The 19655-nt window shown below is 69.1% G+C and carries 21 protein-coding genes; 11 read left to right on the top strand and 10 right to left on the bottom strand.

Annotated features, from left to right (window positions below):
- The first annotated feature begins 2 nt into the window (after positions 1 to 2).
- From OX89_RS04660 to OX89_RS04685, 6 genes are all read left to right on the top strand, one after another.
- A complete protein-coding gene (locus tag OX89_RS04660) occupies positions 3 to 779 on the top strand; it encodes an SURF1 family protein (RefSeq protein ID WP_047349754.1) in 777 nt (258 codons plus the stop codon).
- Positions 721 to 1470, top strand: a complete 750-nt coding sequence (locus OX89_RS04665) for a transmembrane protein (RefSeq protein WP_047349755.1) — start codon at positions 721 to 723, stop codon at positions 1468 to 1470. Before OX89_RS04660 ends, OX89_RS04665 begins: the two co-directional genes overlap by 59 nt.
- The gene (locus tag OX89_RS04670) at positions 1467 to 2666 is read left to right on the top strand and encodes a heme A synthase (RefSeq protein ID WP_199856209.1); all 1200 of its coding nucleotides are present in this window, start codon (positions 1467 to 1469) and stop codon (positions 2664 to 2666) included. Before OX89_RS04665 ends, OX89_RS04670 begins: the two co-directional genes overlap by 4 nt.
- Entirely contained in the window at positions 2663 to 3583 is a 921-nt protein-coding gene (gene cyoE / locus OX89_RS04675; protein WP_011806625.1) for a heme o synthase, read from the top strand. Before OX89_RS04670 ends, cyoE begins: the two co-directional genes overlap by 4 nt.
- A 57-nt stretch (positions 3584 to 3640) precedes the next feature.
- A complete protein-coding gene (locus OX89_RS04680; RefSeq protein WP_015914157.1) occupies positions 3641 to 4204 on the top strand; it encodes an SCO family protein in 564 nt (187 codons plus the stop codon).
- A gap of 215 nt (positions 4205 to 4419) precedes the next feature.
- Complete coding sequence (locus OX89_RS04685; RefSeq protein WP_052952241.1) at positions 4420 to 6243, top strand: bifunctional diguanylate cyclase/phosphodiesterase; 1824 nt, start codon at positions 4420 to 4422, stop codon at positions 6241 to 6243.
- A gap of 21 nt (positions 6244 to 6264) precedes the next feature.
- Here OX89_RS04685 and OX89_RS04690 read toward each other — a convergent pair whose 3' ends face one another.
- From OX89_RS04690 to rpoH, 3 genes are all read right to left on the bottom strand, one after another.
- Complete coding sequence (locus tag OX89_RS04690) at positions 6265 to 7047, bottom strand: Crp/Fnr family transcriptional regulator (RefSeq protein WP_047349757.1); 783 nt, start codon at positions 7045 to 7047, stop codon at positions 6265 to 6267.
- Between the two features lie 247 nt (positions 7048 to 7294).
- Positions 7295 to 8305, bottom strand: coding sequence for a tripartite tricarboxylate transporter substrate binding protein (locus tag OX89_RS04695; RefSeq protein ID WP_047349758.1), 1011 nt, complete (start codon positions 8303 to 8305; stop codon positions 7295 to 7297).
- Positions 8306 to 8431: 126 nt separating this feature from the next.
- Positions 8432 to 9367 carry an RNA polymerase sigma factor RpoH gene (gene rpoH, locus OX89_RS04700; RefSeq protein WP_047349759.1) on the bottom strand — a complete coding sequence of 312 codons (936 nt, stop codon included), beginning with the start codon at positions 9365 to 9367 and terminating at the stop codon, positions 8432 to 8434.
- Between the two features lie 190 nt (positions 9368 to 9557).
- Between rpoH and cutA the strand changes: the two genes are divergently transcribed.
- Positions 9558 to 9920: a divalent-cation tolerance protein CutA gene (gene cutA / locus OX89_RS04705; protein WP_047349760.1), complete on the top strand. Its 363-nt coding sequence runs from the start codon at positions 9558 to 9560 to the stop codon at positions 9918 to 9920.
- 50 nt (positions 9921 to 9970) lie between these two features.
- Here the strand turns inward: cutA and ftsY are convergent, their stop codons facing one another.
- On the bottom strand, positions 9971 to 11119 hold the full coding sequence (ftsY, locus tag OX89_RS04710; protein ID WP_047349761.1) for a signal recognition particle-docking protein FtsY: 1149 nt from the start codon (positions 11117 to 11119) through the stop codon (positions 9971 to 9973).
- 29 nt (positions 11120 to 11148) lie between these two features.
- On the opposite strand from ftsY, the gene OX89_RS04715 reads away from it, so the two are divergent.
- From OX89_RS04715 to coaD, 4 genes are all read left to right on the top strand, one after another.
- Positions 11149 to 12603, top strand: a complete 1455-nt coding sequence (locus tag OX89_RS04715) for a pitrilysin family protein (protein WP_047349762.1) — start codon at positions 11149 to 11151, stop codon at positions 12601 to 12603.
- Positions 12604 to 12618: 15 nt separating this feature from the next.
- Positions 12619 to 14001 carry a pitrilysin family protein gene (locus OX89_RS04720; RefSeq protein WP_047349763.1) on the top strand — a complete coding sequence of 461 codons (1383 nt, stop codon included), beginning with the start codon at positions 12619 to 12621 and terminating at the stop codon, positions 13999 to 14001.
- Positions 13998 to 14669: a 16S rRNA (guanine(966)-N(2))-methyltransferase RsmD gene (gene rsmD / locus OX89_RS04725; protein WP_084002001.1), complete on the top strand. Its 672-nt coding sequence runs from the start codon at positions 13998 to 14000 to the stop codon at positions 14667 to 14669. Before OX89_RS04720 ends, rsmD begins: the two co-directional genes overlap by 4 nt.
- A 145-nt stretch (positions 14670 to 14814) precedes the next feature.
- Positions 14815 to 15312 carry a pantetheine-phosphate adenylyltransferase gene (gene coaD / locus OX89_RS04730; RefSeq protein ID WP_011806614.1) on the top strand — a complete coding sequence of 166 codons (498 nt, stop codon included), beginning with the start codon at positions 14815 to 14817 and terminating at the stop codon, positions 15310 to 15312.
- Here the strand turns inward: coaD and OX89_RS04735 are convergent, their stop codons facing one another.
- The 6 genes from OX89_RS04735 to OX89_RS04760 all read right to left on the bottom strand — a co-directional run bounded on the left by OX89_RS04735 (position 15313) and on the right by OX89_RS04760 (position 19610).
- Positions 15313 to 16413, bottom strand: a complete 1101-nt coding sequence (locus OX89_RS04735; protein WP_047349764.1) for a putative zinc-binding metallopeptidase — start codon at positions 16411 to 16413, stop codon at positions 15313 to 15315.
- A 91-nt stretch (positions 16414 to 16504) separates the two neighbouring features.
- Complete coding sequence (locus OX89_RS04740; protein WP_011806612.1) at positions 16505 to 16819, bottom strand: BON domain-containing protein; 315 nt, start codon at positions 16817 to 16819, stop codon at positions 16505 to 16507.
- Between the two features lie 99 nt (positions 16820 to 16918).
- The gene (locus OX89_RS04745) at positions 16919 to 17464 is read right to left on the bottom strand and encodes a bacterioferritin (protein WP_047349765.1); all 546 of its coding nucleotides are present in this window, start codon (positions 17462 to 17464) and stop codon (positions 16919 to 16921) included.
- Positions 17465 to 17486: 22 nt separating this feature from the next.
- Complete coding sequence (locus tag OX89_RS04750; protein ID WP_011806610.1) at positions 17487 to 17879, bottom strand: hypothetical protein; 393 nt, start codon at positions 17877 to 17879, stop codon at positions 17487 to 17489.
- Positions 17880 to 17934: 55 nt separating this feature from the next.
- Entirely contained in the window at positions 17935 to 18099 is a 165-nt protein-coding gene (locus tag OX89_RS04755) for a DUF1328 domain-containing protein (protein WP_011806609.1), read from the bottom strand.
- 167 nt (positions 18100 to 18266) lie between these two features.
- On the bottom strand, positions 18267 to 19610 hold the full coding sequence (locus tag OX89_RS04760) for a CHASE3 domain-containing protein (RefSeq protein WP_015914144.1): 1344 nt from the start codon (positions 19608 to 19610) through the stop codon (positions 18267 to 18269).
- Between the last annotated feature and the right edge of the window lie 45 nt (positions 19611 to 19655).

The following is a 19655-nucleotide window of genomic DNA, read 5'->3' on the forward strand; positions in this document are numbered from 1 at the left end:
CGGTGAACCCTGCCCGACAACCCTTCGGCCTGCGCTTCTGGCTGGTGACCCTCGCGGCGCTGGTGGCCATGGTGGTGACCGCGTCCCTGGGCCGCTGGCAACTGTCGCGTGCCGCGCAGAAGACCGCGCTGCAGGCGGCCATGGACGAACGCCAGTCCCGCGCACCGCTGCAGGGTGCCGAACTGGCACAGGCGCTGCAGTCGGCATCGCAGGAGGCCACCGCGCCGCTGCTGCACCGCCGCGCCGAGCTGCGCGGCCAGTGGCTGCCCGAGGCCACGGTGTTCCTGGAGAACCGCCAGATGTACGGGCGTCCGGGCTTTTTCGTGTTCACGCCCCTGCAACTGGCGGACAGCCCGCGCGTGGTGCTGGTACAGCGCGGCTGGGCGCCGCGCAACTTCCTGGAGCGCACGCGCCTGCCGGAGATCACCACCCCTGCCGGACCAGTGCAGTTGGAGGGGCGGCTCGCCGGACCGCCGGCGCGGTTGTATGAGTTCGCACCCACCGCCCAGGGCGAGGGGTCTTCGCGCATCCGGCAGAATCTGGACCTGGCCGCCTATGGGGCCGAGACCGGCCTGGCGCTGGCGCCCCTGACCGTCGTGCAGACCGGCGCCGCCAGCGACGGGCTGCAGCGCGACTGGGCGCCCATCGACAGCGGCGTCGACAAGCATTACGGCTACGCATTCCAATGGTTCGGGCTTTGCGGCCTGGTGGCAATCCTCTATGTCTGGTTCCAATTCGTCCGACGCTTCCTTCGCCCAGGCCGCCAGAGTGGTGCCTGAGACCGGCGGCCAGCAGCCGCTGGGCCTCACGGTGCACAGCCTGCCCCAGGCCGGCGATGCCATGGCGGCGCTGCAGCGCTCGCGCAGCGGCCGCTGGCAGATGCTGGGGCTGTTGCTGGTGTGCGCGGCGCCCGTGATCGCTTCGTACTTCACCTATTACGTGCTGCGTCCCGAGGGCCGGCGCAACTTTGGTGAGCTCATCGAACCCCAGCGCGCCTTGCCCGCGCAGGCCGCAGCCACCGCATTGGACGGCACGGCGCATACGCTGGGCGAGCTGCGTGGCCAGTGGCTGCTGGTGAGCGTCGCACCCGGCGCCTGCGACGACGGCTGCCGCAACAACCTGTACCTGCAGCGCCAGTTGCGCGAAACCATGGGCCGCGAGAAGGAGCGCATGGACTGGGTCTGGCTGGTGTCCGACGGCGCCGTGCCCCCGGCGGAGATCGCCCCCGGCCTGCAGGGCGCCACCGTGCGCCGCGTGGATGCCGCCACCTTGGCCACCTGGCTGCAACCCGCGCCCGGCCATACGCTGGAAGAACACCTGTACGTCGTAGACCCGCAGGGCCACTGGATGATGCGCTTTCCCGCGCGGCTGGACCGCGCTGGCGCGGCCAAGGCCAAGCGCGACCTGGACCGGCTGCTGCGCGCCTCGGCATCGTGGGACCAGCCGGGCCGCTTGCAGGAGGCCCCGTGACGGACATGCAGCCGCTGTACGACCTGGCGCCGGCCCTGGAGCTGATGGCCCTGGGCATCGTGATCGCCCTGGGCCCGCTGGCCTGGGTGTGGTGGCGCGGGCGCGGCAACACGCCGGTGCGGCGCCTGCAGGCGCTCACCGTGCTCACGCTGTTCCTCACCTTCGACTTGGTGCTGTTCGGCGCCTTCACGCGCCTGACGGACTCCGGCCTGGGCTGCCCCGACTGGCCGGGCTGCTACGGCAACGCCAGCCCGGTGGGCGCGCGTGCGGAGATCTCGGCCGCACAGGAAGCCATGCCCACCGGCCCGGTCACCCACGGCAAGGCCTGGGTGGAGATGATCCACCGTTACCTTGCCACCGGCGTGGGCGTGCTGATCATCGCGCTCACCGTGGGCGCGTGGCGCCAACGCCGCGCAGCCGCACAGTTGCCTCAGTTGGCAGGGGCGGCGCCCGCGCTGAGCCCCTGGTGGCCCACCGCCACGCTGGTGTGGGTGTGCCTGCAGGGCGCTTTCGGCGCGCTCACCGTGACCATGAAATTGTTCCCGGCCATCGTCACGCTGCACCTCATCGGCGGGCTGGTGCTGTTGGCGCTGCTGTGCGTGCAGGCCGTGCGCCAGACGCAGATGACGCGGGGCGTGGTGCCCGTGGCGCTGCCACGCGGCCTGCGCTGGCTGCTGGGCGTGACGGCGGCGCTGGTGGCGCTGCAGGTCGTGCTGGGCGGCTGGGTCAGCACCAATTACGCGGTGCTGGCCTGCACCACTTTCCCGCAGTGCCAGGGCAGCTGGTGGCCCGACATGGCGTTTGCGGAGGGCTTTCAGGTCTGGCGCGCGCTGGGCCTGCTGCAGGACGGCAGCCACATCAGCTTCGCCGGGCTCACGGCCATCCATTACGTGCACCGGCTCGCGGCCTACCTGGTGCTGGCGGCGCTGGCGCTGCTGGCCTGGCGCCTGCGCCGCGCGGGCGTGTTGCGCGACCCGGCGCGCTGGCTCGCAGGCCTGGCGCTGCTGCAGTTTGTCACCGGCCTGTCCAACGTGGTGCTGGACTGGCCGCTGGTGGCCGCCGTGCTGCACACGGGCGGCGCTGCCGCGCTGGTGGTGGTGCTGACCTGGGCGCTCACGGCCAGCCGCGCCACCGCCGGCGCCACGGCTTCGCAGCCGCGCACCGGTGCCGATTCCGTCAAGAGAGTTTCCGCATGAGTGCCGCTCCTGCTCCCGCCCCCGCCGCCGCAGCGCCGCGCGCTCTGCCGTCGCGGCTGTCCCAGTTCTACGCGCTGACCAAGCCGCGCGTGGTGCAGCTCATCGTGTTCTGCGCCTTCATCGGCATGGTGCTGGCCGTGCCGGGCATGCCCAGCGGCGCGCAGTGGGCGTTGATGGCCGTGGCCAGCGCGGGCATCTGGCTCGTGGCCGGTGCGGCGGCGGCGTTCAACTGCATCGTGGAGCAGGGCATCGACGCCAAGATGAAGCGCACGGCCTGGCGCCCCACGGCCAAGGGCGAGCTGTCCAACACGCAGACGCTGCTGTTCTCGGCGCTGCTGTGCGCGGCGGGCTCGGCGCTGCTGTACTGGTGGGTCAACCCGCTGACCATGTGGCTGACCTTCGCCACGTTTGTCGGCTATGCGGTGATCTACACGGTGATCCTCAAGCCGCTCACGCCGCAGAACATCGTGATCGGCGGCGCCAGCGGCGCCATGCCGCCCGTGCTGGGCTGGGCCGCGATGACGGGCGAGGTGGGCCCCGAGGCACTGATCCTGTTCCTCATCATTTTCCTGTGGACGCCGCCACACTTCTGGGCACTGGCGCTGTACCGCGTGGAGGACTATCGCAAGTCCGGCCTGCCCATGCTGCCCGTCACCCACGGCAACGAGTTCACGCGCCTGCAGGTGTTTCTCTATACCTTGATCCTGTTCGCAGGCTGCCTCATGCCTTTCGTGTACGGTATGAGTTCGTGGATCTACCTTGCAGCCGCCGTGGTGCTGAGCGCGGGCTTTTGCCTGTACGGCTTCCGGCTGTGGCGCGACTACTCCGACACGCTGGCGCGCAAGACCTTTCGTTTCTCGCTGATCCACCTGAGCCTGCTGTTCGCGGCGCTGCTGGTGGACCACTACCTCCTGTGAAGCAAGCTTATGGATAAACGTGATGCTCTGAAAAAAATAGCTGCTGGCGCTCTCTGGATGGGCGTTGCAGGCACTTTTGCCGCGTGTTCTCCGAAGGCGCCCAAGTTCCAGGGGGTGGACCTCACGGGTGCCGAGTACGCGCGCGACCTGCAATTGACCGACCACAACGGCCAGCCGCGCAGCCTCAAGGACTTCGCGGGCAAGGTGGTGGTGGTGTTCTTCGGCTACACGCAATGCCCGGACGTTTGCCCCACGTCGATGTCCGAACTGGCCGACGTCAAGCGCGCCCTGGGCGCGGACGGCGACAAGCTGCAAGGCATCTTCGTCAGCGTGGACCCCGAGCGCGACACGCCCGAGGTACTCAAGGCCTACATGGCCAACTTCGATCCCAGCTTCCTCGCGCTGCGCGGCACGCCCGAGCAACTGGCCGCCGTGGCCAAGGACTTCAAGATCTACTACAAGCGCGTGGAGGGCCAGACCCCCACGAGCTACACCATGGACCATTCCGCCGGCAGCTATGTCTACGACCCCGCCGGCCGCCTGCGCGTGTACCACCGCTACGGCAGTGGGGCACAGAGCCTGGCGGCCGACGTGCGCGCTCTGCTGGACGAAACCCGCTGATTCCACGCGCTCCACGCGCCCAGGGGCTGGCGTGTGGCAAATACCACATTGCCCGTAGGGCCTGAATTGACGTGTGCGTCACCTTGGGTGGCGATAGGCGCCAGGAGAGCGTCGCGCCTGCCTAGAGTGCACAGTGGCTGGCCGCCAGGCGCATCGACGGTGATGGCGCAGGCGCCGGCCACGGCCTCAACCTACCGACGCCCTACCGACGCGCCATGGATTCCTTTGCCCCTGCCGCCCGCCCCCGGTCCGAGGACGGCGTGACGCACCCGCCGCCCCATCGGACCGATGACGCCGCCGACGACAGTGCGGCGGCCTTCCTGCAGCGCATCGGCAGCCTGCGCGCGGGCACGCTGGAGCGCGCTGCCATGGATGCGGCGCCCGACGGCATCGTGCTGGCCGACCGACAGGGCCGCATCCTCATGGTCAACGCCCCCATGGAGACCATCAGCGGCTACACCAACGCGCAGTTGTGCGGCCAGTCCATCGACCTGCTGGTGCCGGTGCACGCGCGGCCCGAGCATGGCCAGCATATGCAGCGCTACCACCAGTCTCCCAGCCGCCGGCCCATGGGCATGGGGCGCGACCTGTGGTTGCAGCGACGCGACGGTAGCCAGGTGCCGGTGGACATCGCCCTCGGCCATTCCTCCTCCCACGGGGGTACGGTGGTGGCTTTTGTGCGCGACGTCTCCGACCTGCGGCGCCTGGAGGCGCGCATGCACTACCAGGCCACGCACGACACGCTGACCGGCCTGCTCAACCGCTGGACGTTCGGCCAGCGGCTGGAACAGGCGATCGCGGAGCAGGCGGGAGCGCAAAGCCCGCCCTTCGCGCTGCTGCTGCTCGATCTGGACGACTTCAAGGCCATCAACGATGGCTACGGCCATGCCGCCGGCGACCAGGTGCTGCAGGAGGTGGCGCGGCGCCTGCGGGGTGCGCTGGGCACGGGCGACATCCTTGCGCGCCTGGGCGGCGACGAGTTCACCGTGCTGTTGCCCGGTGTGGCCTGCGCCGCGCAGGCCGAGTGCGTGGCCGCGCGGCTGATGCAGGCGCTGTGCGTGCCCTGCCGCGTGCAGGGGTTCGAACTGAACTTCGGCGCCAGCATGGGCATCGCGCTGTGCCCGCAGGATGCGGGCGACGCCGCCACGTTGCTGCGCTATGCCGACATGGCCATGTACCACGCCAAGCACCGCGGGCGCGCCAACTTCGCGTTCTACGCTCCGTCCATGGGCCGCAAGATGGCCGAGAAGATCCAGTTGCACGACCGGCTCAAGCTGGCCCTGGCCTACGGCGGGCTGACGCTGCATTACCAGCCGCAGGTCGAGGTGGCCACCAACCGCATGGTGGGTGTGGAGGCCCTGCTGCGCTGGCACGACCCGCAGCTGGGCGAGGTGTCGCCCGAGCGCTTCGTGCCCGTGGCGGAGGCCACGGGACTGATCCTGGAGTTGGGCGCCTGGGTCATGGCCGCGGCCTGTCGCCAGATCGCGGCGTGGGAGCGCCAGGGCATGCGTTTGCGCGTGGCAGTGAACCTGTCCGCCCAGCAGCTGCGGCAGACCGACCTCGTCGAGCAGGTGGCGCGCAACCTGCGCATCCACCATGTCCCGCCCGAGTTGCTGGAACTGGAGGTGACCGAGTCGGAAGCCCTGGCCGACCCCGAGCAGGCCTGCCAGGTGCTGAACGAGCTGCGCGCGCTGGGCGTGGCCGTGGCGCTGGACGACTTCGGCACGGGCCACTCGTCGCTGGCCTACCTCAAGCGCCTGCCGGTGTCGCACATCAAGGTGGACCGGGAATTCATGCGCAACGTGCCTGCCAGCGGAGGCGACACCACGCTGGTGCGCGCCGTGGTCGCGCTGGCGCACACCATGGGGCTGCGGGTGGTCGTGGAGGGCGTGGAAACACGCGAGCAGCTGCAGTTTTTGCGTGAGATGCAGTGCGCCTGCTACCAGGGCTGGCTGTTTGCCAAGGCGCTGGCTCCCGACGACGTGGCCCTGCTGTACGCGGCCGGTGCCGACGTGGCGGCGGAAGGCGCGCTGGGCTGAGGTGCCGGCAGCGACGCTGGCTTACAGCGCGGCGTGCACCGGCGCTTGCGCCGCAGGGGTGGTGCGCGCAGCCGCACGCGCCTGGTACAGGTTGGCCGCCGAGCGGCGGCCGCCGCGCGTGAGCGCCAGCAGCGGCGCGCGCTGGATCTCGCAGTGCCAGCGGTCGCGCCGCAGCACGCCTTGCTCCTGCGCCAGCAGCGCCAGGGCGCGCGCCACGGACTCGCGCGTGGTGGCGAGCAGGGCAGCCAGCACCGTATGGCTGGGCAGGCGCACCAGCGTGCTGCGCTGCAGCTCGGCCAGTTGCAGCAGCGCGCCCGCCAGTTGGCCCACCACGCCGCGGATGCGGGCGATGCGGCCCCAGTCGGCCAGGCGCGCGTTGGCGTTCAGTTGTTCGCGCGCCAGTTCCAGCAGGAATTCGCCTTGGAACTGGCGACCGGCCCCCAGCAGGGGCGCCAGGTCCAGTTGGCAGACGCGCCCCGGCGTGACCGCCACGTAGGACAGGTCCGCCGGCTGCTGCAGCAGCGCGGGGGCGCCCAGGGCCTCGCAGCAGCCCGCCATGCCTACGGGGTGCTCCACTCCATCGTCGCCGCGGCGTTGCACCAGCAGCGTACCGATCTTGACCACCTGCACACTGTGGATGCTCTCGCCCTGGCGCTGCAGCATCTCGCCCTTGCGAAAGCGCCGCTCCGTCAGGTGCCCGCGCCAGCCCGCGCGCGTTTGCGGGTCCAGGCGGCCCAGCAGGCACTGCTGCTGGCAGGCGCAGTCGTTGCAGGTATGGCCGCCGGAGGACGGATGGTCGGTCATGAGTACAAGCCAAAATGGGCTTCAGCGCTTGTCTGGCAAGCGGTGAAAGCTATGAATACCGTAGCGCCTCGCGGAGGGCCGGTCAGCGGCCTCGGAGTGCTGGGGATTGGCGGAGAGTGTGCAAGGCGGGGCCGTCCTGCCCCGTGACCTAGGTCAACGTTTGGGACCAAGTGCTTGCACTGCGCGCCGCAGGCCGCGCCCCCGGCCGGCCTTACCGGCGTGGCCGCCGCGCTGCGGCGGTGCGCGGTCACTCGGCGCGGATGCCCTGTTCGCGGATGACGCGGCTCATGGTGGCCGTGTCGGCCTGGATCCGGTTGGCCAGCCCCTCGGCCGACGAGCCAATGGCCTGCCAGCCCTGCTGGAACAGCTTGGCGCGCACTTCCGGGCTGCGGGCGATCTCGCCGATCACGCGGGACAGCCGTGCGCGCACCGGGGCGGGCATGGACGCGGGTGCGGCAAAGGCGTTCCAGATCTCCAGCTGGAAGTCGCGCACGCCGGCCTCCGCCAGGCTGGGCACCTCGGGCGCCAGCGTGCTGCGGCCCGCGGAGGTCACGCCGATCAGGCGCAGCTTGCCCGCCCGTGCCTGGGCCTGCGCGAGCGCGGGCGGCAGCAGCGCCATTTGCAACTGGCCACCCAGCATGGCGGTGGCCACCTGCGGGTAGCCGGGGTAGGGTACGTGCACCGGGGCGATGCCGGTGCGCGCCTTGAGCAGCTCGGTGCCCAGGTGGCCCACGGTGCCCACGCCGGGGGTGCCGTAGCTCCAGCGGTCGCCCGCGGTGCGCGCGGCCTGCAGGAAGGCGCGTGCGTCGGCGCCCGCGGGCACGTCGGGCTGGTTCACGGGAGCGGTCAGGACCAGGGGCGATACGCCGATCAGCGACAGCGGCGCGAAATCCTTCACGGGGTCGTAGGGCACGTGCGCGTTGAGCAGCTTGGCGATCGTGAGGTTGCCGTTGATGAACAGGCCGATGGTGTGGCCGTCCTGCGCCTTGGCGACCGCATCGGCGCCGATGTTGCCGCCCGCCCCCACCTTGTTTTCCACGACCACGGGTTGGCCCAGGGCTTGGGACAGTGGCTCGGAGAAGGTGCGCGCCGTCAGGTCGGGCGAAGAACCCGGTGGGAAGCCCACGATGATGCGCAGGGGCTTGGCGGGCCAGCCGGGGGTGGCGGGCGCGGCATCCTTCTGGGCCATGGCGGCGCCGCAGGCCGAAGCCAGGGCCAGTGCCAGCAGGCCGCGGCGGGCGAGGGGGTGGGGAAACATGGGTGGCGATCTCCAGTCTGGGCCGGGCAGCGAAGTGCGGCCCCGCCGGCAAAGAAAAAGGCGCGTAGCCGGTGAGGGCTGCGCGCCTGGATTATCTGCCCGCGATCCGGGCTGCTGGGCGAAGGCTCAGGCGTACTCGGCCAGCGCCTTCTTCATCTTTTTCATGGCGGCCACCTCGATCTGGCGGATGCGCTCCGCGCTCACGCCATACTCGGCCGCCAACTCGTGCAGTGTCATGCCGCCCGAGCCATCGTCGTTCACCTGCAGCCAGCGCTGCTCCACGATGCGGCGGCTGCGTGCGTCCAGGCTGTCCAGGGCGGCGGCAATACCGTCCGTGGCCAGCGCGTCACGCTGGCGCGACTCGATCATGGCGGTGGGCTCATGGCCCGCGTCGGCGAGGTAGGCGATGGGGCCAAAGGCCTGCTCGCCATCGTCGCTGGGAGCGGGGTCCAGCAGCACGTCGCCACCGGATAGGCGCGTTTCCATCTCGATGACTTCCTCGCGCTTCACGTTGAGCTGCTCGGCCACCAGGTCGATCTCGTGGTCGGATAAGGTTTCGCGGTGCGTGTCGGCGTCCAGCGCGTCGGCCTTGAAGCCCTGCTTCATGGAGCGCAGGTTGAAGAACAGCTTGCGCTGCGCCTTGGTCGTTGCCACCTTGACCATGCGCCAGTTCTTCAGGATGTACTCGTGGATCTCGGCCTTGATCCAATGCATGGCGTAGCTCACCAGGCGAACGCCCTGGTCAGGGTCAAAGCGCTTGACGGCCTTCATCAGGCCCACGTTGCCCTCCTGGATGAGGTCGCCATGCGGCAGGCCGTAGCCCAGGTACTGGCGCGAGATGGACACGACCAGGCGCAGGTGCGACAGCACCAGGCGGCCGGCAGCCTCGACATTGTTGTCATCCTTGAGCTGGCGCGCGTAGCGCTGCTCCTCCTCCTGCGTGAGCAGGGGAAGGCGGTTGACGGCGGAGATATAGGCGTCCAGGTTGCCCAGCGGGGGAACCAGCGCCCACGGGTTCGCGGGCGAGAGGGTCGTCACGGAGGTTGCAGTCTGGAGTGCCATATCGGTAGTCCTTTCTTTCATGCAAATCATATTAGCACTCCATTGGATAGAGTGCTAAAGGCATAGTTCCCCTACGGATGTAGGAAATAACCACCAAGAGGCGCAACGACGGCCCTTAAAACGCAGGTGCGGCTGCTTCCCCGCGCGTCAAGGGCCGTTGTGCAGTTACGCCTTGTGCCAGACTTCGATCATGACATCTTCCCTAGACGCCCAGATCGCCGTTGTGACCACCACCGTGGGCGACGCCGCCGCCGCACACCGACTGGCCAGGGGCGCTGTCCAGGCGCGCCTGGCCGCCTGCGTGCAGGTGGAGGCCATCACCTCGCACTATGTCTGGCAGGGGGTGCAGCAGGCGGAAGCAGAGTGGCGGCTGGTGTGCAAGACGCTGTTGTCTGCCGCGCCCGCCTTGCGGGACTGGCTGCGTGCCCAGCACCCCTACGAAGTGCCGCAACTGCTCACCCACGCCGTGCAGGCAGAGCAGGACTATGTGCTGTGGTTGGCGCAGCAGGTGGACCCGGCCTCGATAGCCGGGCCTGCTCAAGCGCCGCGTTGAAGCAATGGCTGGCGGATGCCGCCTGCATCCGCCCACAGGGGGTAACTATCTCAGGTCAGCAGGGCCTGGGCGAATTCGCGTGCGCTGAAGGTCTCCAGGTCTTCCACTTTCTCGCCCACGCCAATGAAGTACACGGGCACGGGCCGCTCCTGCGCGATGGCGGCCAGCACGCCGCCCTTGGCCGTGCCGTCCAGTTTGGTGACGATCAGTCCGGTGAGTTGAAGCGCGTCGTCGAACGCGCGCACCTGCGCCAGGGCGTTCTGGCCGGTGTTGCCGTCGATCACCAGTAGCACCTCGTGCGGGGCGCTGGCATCGGCCTTGGTGACCACGCGGCGGATCTTCTTCAGCTCTTCCATCAGGTGCAGCTGCGTAGGCAGGCGGCCGGCGGTGTCCACCAGCACCACATCTTTGCCGCGCGCGCGGCCGGCGGTAACGGCGTCAAAGCTCACGGCGGCAGGGTCGCCCCCTTCCTGGCTGACGATCTCCACCGTGTTGCGCGTGGCCCAGACACCCAACTGCTCGCGCGCCGCGGCGCGGAAGGTATCGGCGGCGGCCAGCAGCACGCTCTCGCCATGGTCGGCCAGGTGCTTGGTGAGCTTGCCGATGGAGGTGGTCTTGCCCGCGCCGTTCACGCCGGCCACCATGATCACGGTGGGTGTGTGCTCGCCGATCACCAGCGGCTTTTCCAGCGGCCGCAGCAGGTCGGCCAGCGCATCGGCCAGCAGTCCCTTTACGGCAGCAGGCTCGGTGGTCTTGGTCTCTTTCACGCGGCGCTTGAGGTCCTCCAGCAGGTGCTGCGTGGCTTTCACCCCGGTGTCGGCCATGAGCAGGGCTTCCTCCAGCTCGTCGTACAGCGCGTCGTTGATCTGCGTGCCCGTGAAGACGGTCGCGATGCTGCTGCCGGTCTTGCGCAGGCCGGATTTCAGCCGGTCCATCCAGCCCTGGCGTACGCCCCCGGGCTTCGGGGTGGGCTCGGGGACGGCAAGGGGCACGTCGATGGCTGCGGGGGCGCCGGCCGAAGGGGCAGCCGGCTCCGGCACGCTGGTGGCGCCTGCGCCAAAGGGCTTGCGCAGCCAGCCGAATGCGCCGCCGCTGGCGGGGGCGTCGGCCGCGGGCGGCGCCGCAGGGCTGGCCACGTCCTCGGGTGCAAGGGCGGGTTCGGCGGGGGCGGGCGGTTTCTTCTTGAAAAAACTGAACATTGGCGGGTTCTTAGAATCGCAGCCATTCTATGAAACGCGCTATCACCCTTGTGGGCCTGCTGGCCTGTCTGCACGCCTGGGCGCAAAACCCAGCGCATGAATCCCCACCTGCTGCGTCTGCCGCGGCGGCGCACGCCCAGGCCACCACGGCCAGCGGTGCGCAGCAATTCACCCTGAAGAACGGCATGCAGCTCATCGTGCAGCCCGACCGGCGCGCGCCCACGGCGGTGCACATGGTCTGGTTGCGCGTAGGCGCCATGGACGAGGTGGACGGCACCTCGGGCGTGGCGCATGTGCTGGAGCACATGATGTTCAAGGGCTCGAAGGCCGTGCCGCCGGGCGAGTTCTCGCGCCGCGTGGCGGCGCTGGGCGGGCAGGAGAACGCCTTCACCAGCCGCGACTACACCGGCTACTACCAGCAGATACCGGCCGACCGGCTGGCCGACGTGATGCAGCTCGAATCCGACCGCTTCGCCCACAACCAGTGGCCCGACGCGGAGTTCACCAAGGAGATCGAGGTCGTCAAGGAAGAGCGCCGCATGCGTACCGAGGACCAGCCGCGCGCCGCGCTCATCGAGCAGCTGTTCGCCTCCACCTTCATCGCTTCGCCCTACCGCCGCCCGGTGGTGGGCTGGATGAGCGATCTGGAATCCATGACCCCCGACGACGTGCGCCGCTTTTACCGCGACTGGTACGTGCCCGGCAATGCCGCCGTGGTGGTGGCGGGTGACGTGGACCCGGCGCAGGTGCTGGCCCTGGCGGAGAAGACCTACGGCACCATTCCCGCACGTGCCCTGCCGGCGCGCAAGCCGCGCACCGAGCCGGCGCAGCAGGGCCTGCGCCGCATCGCCTTCAAGGCGCCGGCCGAGCAGGCCTACGTGGCGCTGGCCTTCCGCGTGCCGGGTGTCACGCGCCTGGACGACATGACCGATGCCGACCGTGACGGCCTGGCGCTGCTGGTGCTGTCGGCCGTGCTCAGCGGCTACGACGGCGCGCGCCTGGAGCGAGCCCTCACGCAGGGTGCGGACCGTGTGGCCGACGGCGCGGACAGCCAGGCGTCCATCCTCGGACGCGGGCCGGCGCTGTTTCTCATGACCGGCGTGCCCGCCGCGGGCAAGACCTCGGCCCAGGTCGAGGAGGCGCTGCGCGCCGAGGTGGCCCGCGTGGCGCGCGAGGGCGTGAGCGAGGCCGAACTCTCGCGCGTGAAGACGCAGTGGGCGGCCTCCACCATCTACGCGCGCGATTCGCTTTACAGCCAAGCCAGCGATCTGGGCAGCAACTGGGTGCAGGGCCTGCCGCTGGACGCGGACGAGCGCATGCTCAAGCTGCTGCGCGCGGTCACGCCGCAGCAGGTGCAATCCGTGGCGGCGCGTTACTTCGGCGACGATCAGCTCACCGTTGCCACGCTGCTGCCCCAGCCCGTGGCGGCAGGCACCAAGCGTGCCGCCCCAGCACCCGACGCTGCCGGTGGCCGCGTGCATTGAGCCAAGGTGTCAGCGATGTACAAAACTCTTAAAACGATAGCTGCTCGCGCTTTGTTGATAAGCGCTGGAGCCATTTTTTATACTCAATCTGCCTGGGCACTCCTGCCCATCCAGCACTGGACCGAGCCCAGCGGCGCACGCGTGTGGCTGGTGGAAAGCCCGGCCATTCCCATGGTGGATGTGCAGGTGGACTTCGATGCCGGCGCGCGCCGTGATCCCGCGCCGCAGGCGGGCCTGGCCGCGGCGGCCGCGCTCATGAGCTCCAAAGGCGTGACCGCGGGCGGGCCGAACGAGCCCCCGATGGACGAGAACGACCTGGGCGAGGCCTGGGCCGACCTGGGCGCCAGCTTCGAGGCGGGCGCCGAGCGCGACGGCCTGGCGTTCTCGCTGCGCTCGCTGACCGAGCCCGATCTGCTGGACCGTGCCGCGCGCCTGGCCGCGCGCCAGCTGGGCCAGCCCAGCTATGCACCGGACGTGTGGCAGCGCGAGCGGGCCCGTTGGAGCGCCGCCATCAAGGAGGCCGACACACGCCCCGGCACGGTCGCCGGCAAGGCCTTCAACGCCGCGGTGTTCGGCAGCCACCCCTACGGCCAGCGCGCCACGGCCGAGACGCTGGACCGCATCCAGCCGGCCGATCTGCAGGCTTTCCATGCCCAGTACCTGCAGGCCTGCCGTGCGCGGGTGAGCATCGTGGGAGCCCTCACGCGTTCCCAGGCGCAGACGTTGGTGCAGACGCTGCTGTCGCGCCTGCCTGTGCCCCAGGCCGGGGCCTGCGCGCCGTTGCCAGCCGTGGCCGAGGTGCAGCCGCTGGCACGCGCCGTGCAGGAGGATGTGCCCTTCGCTTCGGCACAGGCCCATGTGCTCATCGGCCAGCCGGGCTTTGTGCGCCGGGATCCGGACTTCCTCGCGCTGCTGGTGGGCAACCACATCCTGGGCGGCGGTGGGTTCACCTCGCGCCTGACCAATGAGGTGCGCGAGAAGCGCGGCCTGTCCTACAGCGTGGGCAGCAGCTTCTCGCCTGGCTTGAACGCCGGGGCCTTCGTCGTCGGCCTGCAGACCCGGCCCGACCAGGCCGCCCAGGCCGTGCAGGTCACGCGCGACGTGCTCGCGCGCTTCGTGGCCGAAGGGCCCACCGAGGCGGAACTGCGCGCCGCCAAGGACAACCTCGTCGGCGGCTTTGCGCTGCGCATCGACAGCAACCGCAAGCTGCTGGCCAACGTGGTCAACATCGCCTGGAACGACCTGCCGCTGGACTACCTGGAGCACTGGACCGACCGCGTGGAGGCCCTCACCGTGGCCGACATCCGCGCCGCCCTGCAGCGCAAGCTGCAGCCCGAGCGCATGGTGACCGTCACCGTGGGCGCGCAGCCGGCCGCCACGGCAAAGGCCCGGCCATGAACCGGCGCGCCGCGGCGCCAGCCGCCCCGCGCACAGCCCCGCGTACGGCAGTGCGTACGGCAGTGCGTACGGCAGTGCGTACGGCAGTGCGTACGGCAGTGCGTGCGCCTGCCAAGGGCGCCGGCGAGGTGCGCATCATCGGCGGTCAGTGGAAACGCACGCGCTTGCCCGTGCTGGACAAGCCCGGACTGCGCCCCACGCCCGACCGCGTGCGCGAAACGCTGTTCAACTGGCTGGGCCAGGACCTGACGGGCTGGCGCTGCCTGGATGCCTTTGCCGGCACGGGCGCCTTGGGTTTCGAGGCCGCATCGCGCGGCGCGGCCAGCGTGCTGCTGGTGGAGGGCGACGCCGCACTGGCCGCACAGCTGGAGACGCTGCGCCAGCGCCTGCACACGAGCGCCGTGCGCGTACAGCGTGGCGACGGCGTGGCCGCGCTGCGCCAGTGCGCGCCGGCCAGCATGCACCTGCTGCTCATCGACCCACCGTTTGGCGGCGAGCTGTTCGCCCCTGCGCTGCAGGCCGCCGCACAGGCCGTGGCGCCCGACGGCTTCATCTACCTGGAGGCGCCCGCAGCCTGGACGCAGGAGCAGTTCGGCCCGCTGGGGCTGGCGCTGCACCGGCACCTGAAGGCCGGGGCCGTGCATGCGCACCTGCTCCACAAAGCCTGATTGCTATTGATATAGGAGCTGCTCGCGCTTGTTGGTAGGGCGCTGGAGGCTGATTTGGCTTCAATGGCCCATGGACAGGCGTGCGCTGCATAATCCGCCCCACGGAGCCCGTGCGGGCTCCGCCACTGCAAGGAGACCCCACGCCATGGCGCATGTGCTCGCCGTTTATCCCGGAACCTTCGACCCCATCACGCTGGGGCATGAGGATCTGGTGCGCCGCGCGGCAAGACTGTTCGACCGCGTAATCGTGGCCGTGGCCATTGCCCACCACAAGAAAACCCTGTTCAGCCTGGACGAGCGCATGGAGATGGCGCGCCAGGCGCTTGCCGACTGCCCGCAGGTGCAGGTCGAGTCCTTCGAGGGGCTGGTGACGGAGTTCACTGCCGCGCGCGGCGGCACGGCCATGGTGCGCGGGCTGCGCTCGGGCACGGACTTCGACTACGAGTTCCAGCTTGCCGGCATGAACCGCGCGCTGGTGCCCGGTGTCGAGACGGTGTTTCTCACACCCGCGAGCCAGTACCAGTTCATCAGCAGCACGCTGGTGCGCGAGATCGGCACGCTGGGCGGCGACGTGGCGCAGTTTGTCTCGCCCGGCGTGCACGAGCGCCTCTTGCACAAGCTGGGCCGCACCGCCGCGGCGTGATCAGCGCCGCGCCACGGTGTCGTGCACGAAGCGCAGCTTGCGCAGCGCGCCCGTGGACAGGGCAAACGGATAGGCATCGCGCTGGCCCATGCTGCGGTTCAGGCTGTTGAGTAGCAGCGTCAGCGGCATCCACGCCGAGACCATGGCATCAAAACCGGGCGCCGGCTGTGCAAACGGGTCGGGCATGGCGTAGTGCTGCGCGTGATCGGGTGTCGTGCCGGGAATGGCCATGCGGGTCTGAAAGCTGGCGGCCGTCTCCAGCAGATCGACCAGGTGCAGGTAATGCGCCCACGTCTCGGCCCAGTCCTCCCAGGGGTGCGCGGCGGCATAGGCGCTGACGTGCTGCGGCTGCCATTGCGCAGCGGGCAGGGGGGCACGCTGGTAGTGCGCCTGCAGCGCCTGGGCGTAGTCGCGCCGCTCGTCGCCGAAGAGTGCGCGGAAGGCGTCCACATGCCCGGCGCGCAGCACCAACTCTTCCCAGTAGTAGTGGCCGGATTCATGCCGCAGGTGACCCAGCAGCGTGCGGTAGGGCTCATGCATGGCCTGGCGCCGGCGCGCGCGCTCGTCGTCATCGGCCTCGGCCACGTTGAGGGTCACGACACCCTGGGCATGCCCCGTCATGACGGGCGGCGCGCCCGCCACGTCCGCCAGGAATTCATACACCGGCCCGGGCTGCTGCGTGCTCAACAGTCCCAGGCGCGCCAGCGTGTAGAACAGGTGCCGCTTGGCGCTCTCTATCTGCGACCAGCGGCGCAGGTTGTCGGGCAGGGACAGGTCCGGTAGCACGCGCGTCCGGCGGCAGGCGGCGCACAGCCCGCCGTGCGCCTGGGCATCTGCGGCCGGTAGCGCAAAGGTGCAGGCGCCGTAGGTGGTGCGGTTGGTGCATAGCTGGTAGTGGGCCGGTGGCGCAGTGCCGTCGCTGCCGCGTGTAGGAACACGCTGCCAGGTGCGCGACAGGGTGTGGTCGCCGTCGTCCGCAGGCGCGAGCGCCAACATGGCCATGTCTTCGGGAGAGAACGCCAGCGTGCAGCCGCAGTGCACGCATTGCACGCTCTCGAAGAACACGAGGGAGCCGCATTGGCCGCAGTGGAACAGTCGCATGCGTAGGGATTCTGACGCAGGTAGTGCGCGTCACCTACCAGCCGAAAAAAAACGCCGCCCAGAGGGCGGCGTTCCTGCGCAGTCGTGTGCGTCACGGGCGCACGATGATGCTGTTGCGCACCTCGCGCACATGCTTGGTGTTGCGCGCGATGGCTTCGGCGCGGTCCTTCTCGGCCTGGGTCTTGGCAAAGCCCGAGAGCTGGACGGTGCCGTTCAGCGTCTCCACACTGATGGCGGTGGCAGAGACGCTCTTGTCCTCTGCCATCTTGGCCTTCACGGCGGTGGTGATACCTGCGTCGTCCATGTAGGAGCCCACGGTTTGCTGGTTGCGTGCTACCGAGCAGCCCGTGGAAACGATGGTGGCGCCTGCAAGCAGGGAAAAGGCGATGGCACGTGCGTATTTCATGGTTGTGTCCTTGGGTTATGGTTGAAAACACGGGTGCTGGGATAACCCCGCTGCGGCCTGTTGCACCCTCCGGTGGCCTCAACGGTTGGGAAAGGGAGGCTAGCGGTGCAGCCAGTCCTTCAGTTCATCCGCATGCTCCTCCTCGTCGGCCAGGATGCCTTCGAGCATGCGCCGCGTGGTGGGATCCTTGTCGTCGATCAACTGGATCATCTGGCGATAGGCCTCCACCGCGATGCGCTCCGCCACCAGGTTGGCGCGCACCATGTCTTGCAAATCGGACGACTCATCGTATTGCGCATGGCTGCGCGACAGCAGTGTAGAAGGGGAGAAGTCCGGTGAGCCGCCCAACTGCACGATGCGTTGGGCGAGCAGATCGGCATGGGCGGCCTCCTCGTTGGCGTGCACCAGGAACTCTGCCGCGATCGCCGGCGACTCGCGGCCGTCCGCCGTGAAATAGTGCCGCTTGTAGCGCAGCACGCAGACCAACTCGGTCGCCAGAGCGTCGTTGAGCAGGGCAATGATGGCATCGCGGTGTGGGCCGTACGCGGGCGTCACGGCGCCTTCGTCCAGATCCGCGGTGGCTGCCTGGCGCAACGCGGCTTCGTCAAGCTGAAGCGCGCTGGCGTGGGTATCGCTGTGCATCATCGGGTCGGTTCCTGCGGTGGTCTCAATAACGCTCGCTGCGGTGGCGTGTCCACATCAGCGCAGTGGCAAAGGCGGCGCCCGCGGCTGCGGCGATCAGCAGGGACTTGCCGGGTTGTTCCGCGACGTAGCGGTTCGTGGCGTCCGCAGCCTGGTGAAACTGGCGCCGCGCGCGTTCGCCGGTGTGCGCGCAGTACGAAATGCCGCGCGTGGCCAGGTCCTGCGCCTTGGCGGCCAGGTCGTCGATCATCGGGTCCACGCCCTCTTGCATGCGCTGCATGCGGGTCTCGGCCTTGTCGATGGATTCATTGGTCATCCGGCGGGTGGACTGCAGTGTTTCGGACGCCTTGTCGAACACGCCTTCGGCCACGTTGTGCGCCGTCTCTGCCGCCTTCTGGGTGGTGGTTTGGATCGTCATTGGGGGATTTCCTTTCTGTGGTGGCATCTGCCTGGCGGGCCAGGTTGATGGGGCGTCAGCCCCTCTTCAACAAGCTGAGCACGAAGGTCACAACCGCCATGATCACGAACACGAAGAACAGGATCTTCGCGATGCCCACGGCGCCGGCGGCGATGCCGCCAAATCCGAACAGGGCGGCCACCAACGCGATGACCAGGAATACCACTGCGTAATGCAACATAACCAGCTCCTTGTTTTCGGCGCGGTGCGCCGGGTGGTTGCGAATGCGCCTGAGCACATGGCTTGACTGTAGGGGGGCTGGCGTTGCATGAGTGCCGGTGGCTGGCGCACCCCGCTGTAGGACGCCACCGATCAGATGAGCAGCCCGGACGCAGGGCTGCGAACGCGTCAGGTGAGCGTGTGCGGCAGCACGGCGCTGACCAGGGTGCCCTCGCCGGGCGTGGACGTGACCGTGAGCTTGCCGCCCGCCGCCTCGACACGGTGGCGCATGCCGAACAGACCATGCGCGTCGGGGGCGATGCTTGAGATGTCGAACCCGTCGCCGTCATCCCGCACCTGTACCGATACATGGTTGGGATAGCTGTGGACCGACACCAGCACCTTGCGCGCGTTGGCGTACTTGCTGATGTTGGTCAGCGACTCCTGCACCAGCCGGTAGACGGTGAGCTGCGCTGCGTCGGACAGCTTGGCGGACTCCAGGCTGGTGTCTATCTGCAGGTTGCTGCGCTGCGCGAAGTCGCGCGTGAGGATTTCCAGCGACGTGGTGAGCCCGAGATTGGAGAGCGACGAAGGGCGCAGGTCCTCGATGATGCGCCGCTTGAGCGCGATGCCGCTGTTGAGCGTCTCGGTGAGGTGCTGCACGCGCTCGGCGTTCTCGGGGGTGTGCAAATCGATGCGCGACTTCAGGCGCGCCACGTCCAGCTTGGCTGCCGTGAGCAAAGCACCCAGCTCGTCGTGCAGCTCGCGCGCCAGGTGTGCGCGCTCTTCCTCGCGTACTTGCTGCAGATGGCTGGCCAACTCGGAGAGCGCGGCAGTGCGTTCACGTACCAACTGCTCCAGTCGGTCGCGTTCGCGCGCCAACACCTCCTGCTCGCGCGCATGCGCAGCCTGCAAGGCGCTGGTCTGGCGCAGGTACAGGTAGAACGCCAGCAGCCCCACCACCGCCACGGCGGCGATGCCGATGCGCGAGAGCATCAGCGAATGCAGGATCTCCTGCGTGCTGTGTTCCGTTTGCTGGGCGCTGCGCGCCACCAGTCGCGCTGCGATCGCCCGGATGGCATCCATGTTCTCCTTGCCCACGTCGGTGGAGAGCACGAACTTCCAGGCGTCGTCGTTGTCCTGGCGGCGCAGCTTGAGGCTGAGGTCGAGTTCGGAAAGCTTGCGCGTGATCTGCTGCGACAGCTGGGAAAAGTCGTCCAGGTCCTGCGGTGCGTGCCGGTAGGTCTGGCGCAGCTCATCAAGGTTGGTATTGATGGTGGCGACCGCCTGCTCGTAGGGCTGCAGATAGCGCTCGTCGCCGGTGAGCAGGTAGCCGCGCAGCCCTGTCTCGGCGTTGAGCATGTTCTGCAGAAGCCGGTCGAGCGCAGCGCGCGTGGCGTGCGAGCGGGCCAGGTCGCCCACGGCCGCGTGCGAGCGCATGTACCCGGTTTCGTTGATGCCGACCAGCAGGGCCACAGCCAGCAATGCCAGCGGCAGACTGACGGCGATCTTGCGCAAACGGGACCAACTCATGCTTGGGCTTCTCCACGGGGACTGGCAGGGCACGGTTGAAAATGC

It is taken from the genome of Diaphorobacter sp. J5-51, from assembly GCF_001023515.1.
GTDB lineage: Bacteria > Pseudomonadota > Gammaproteobacteria > Burkholderiales > Burkholderiaceae_C > Diaphorobacter > Diaphorobacter nitroreducens.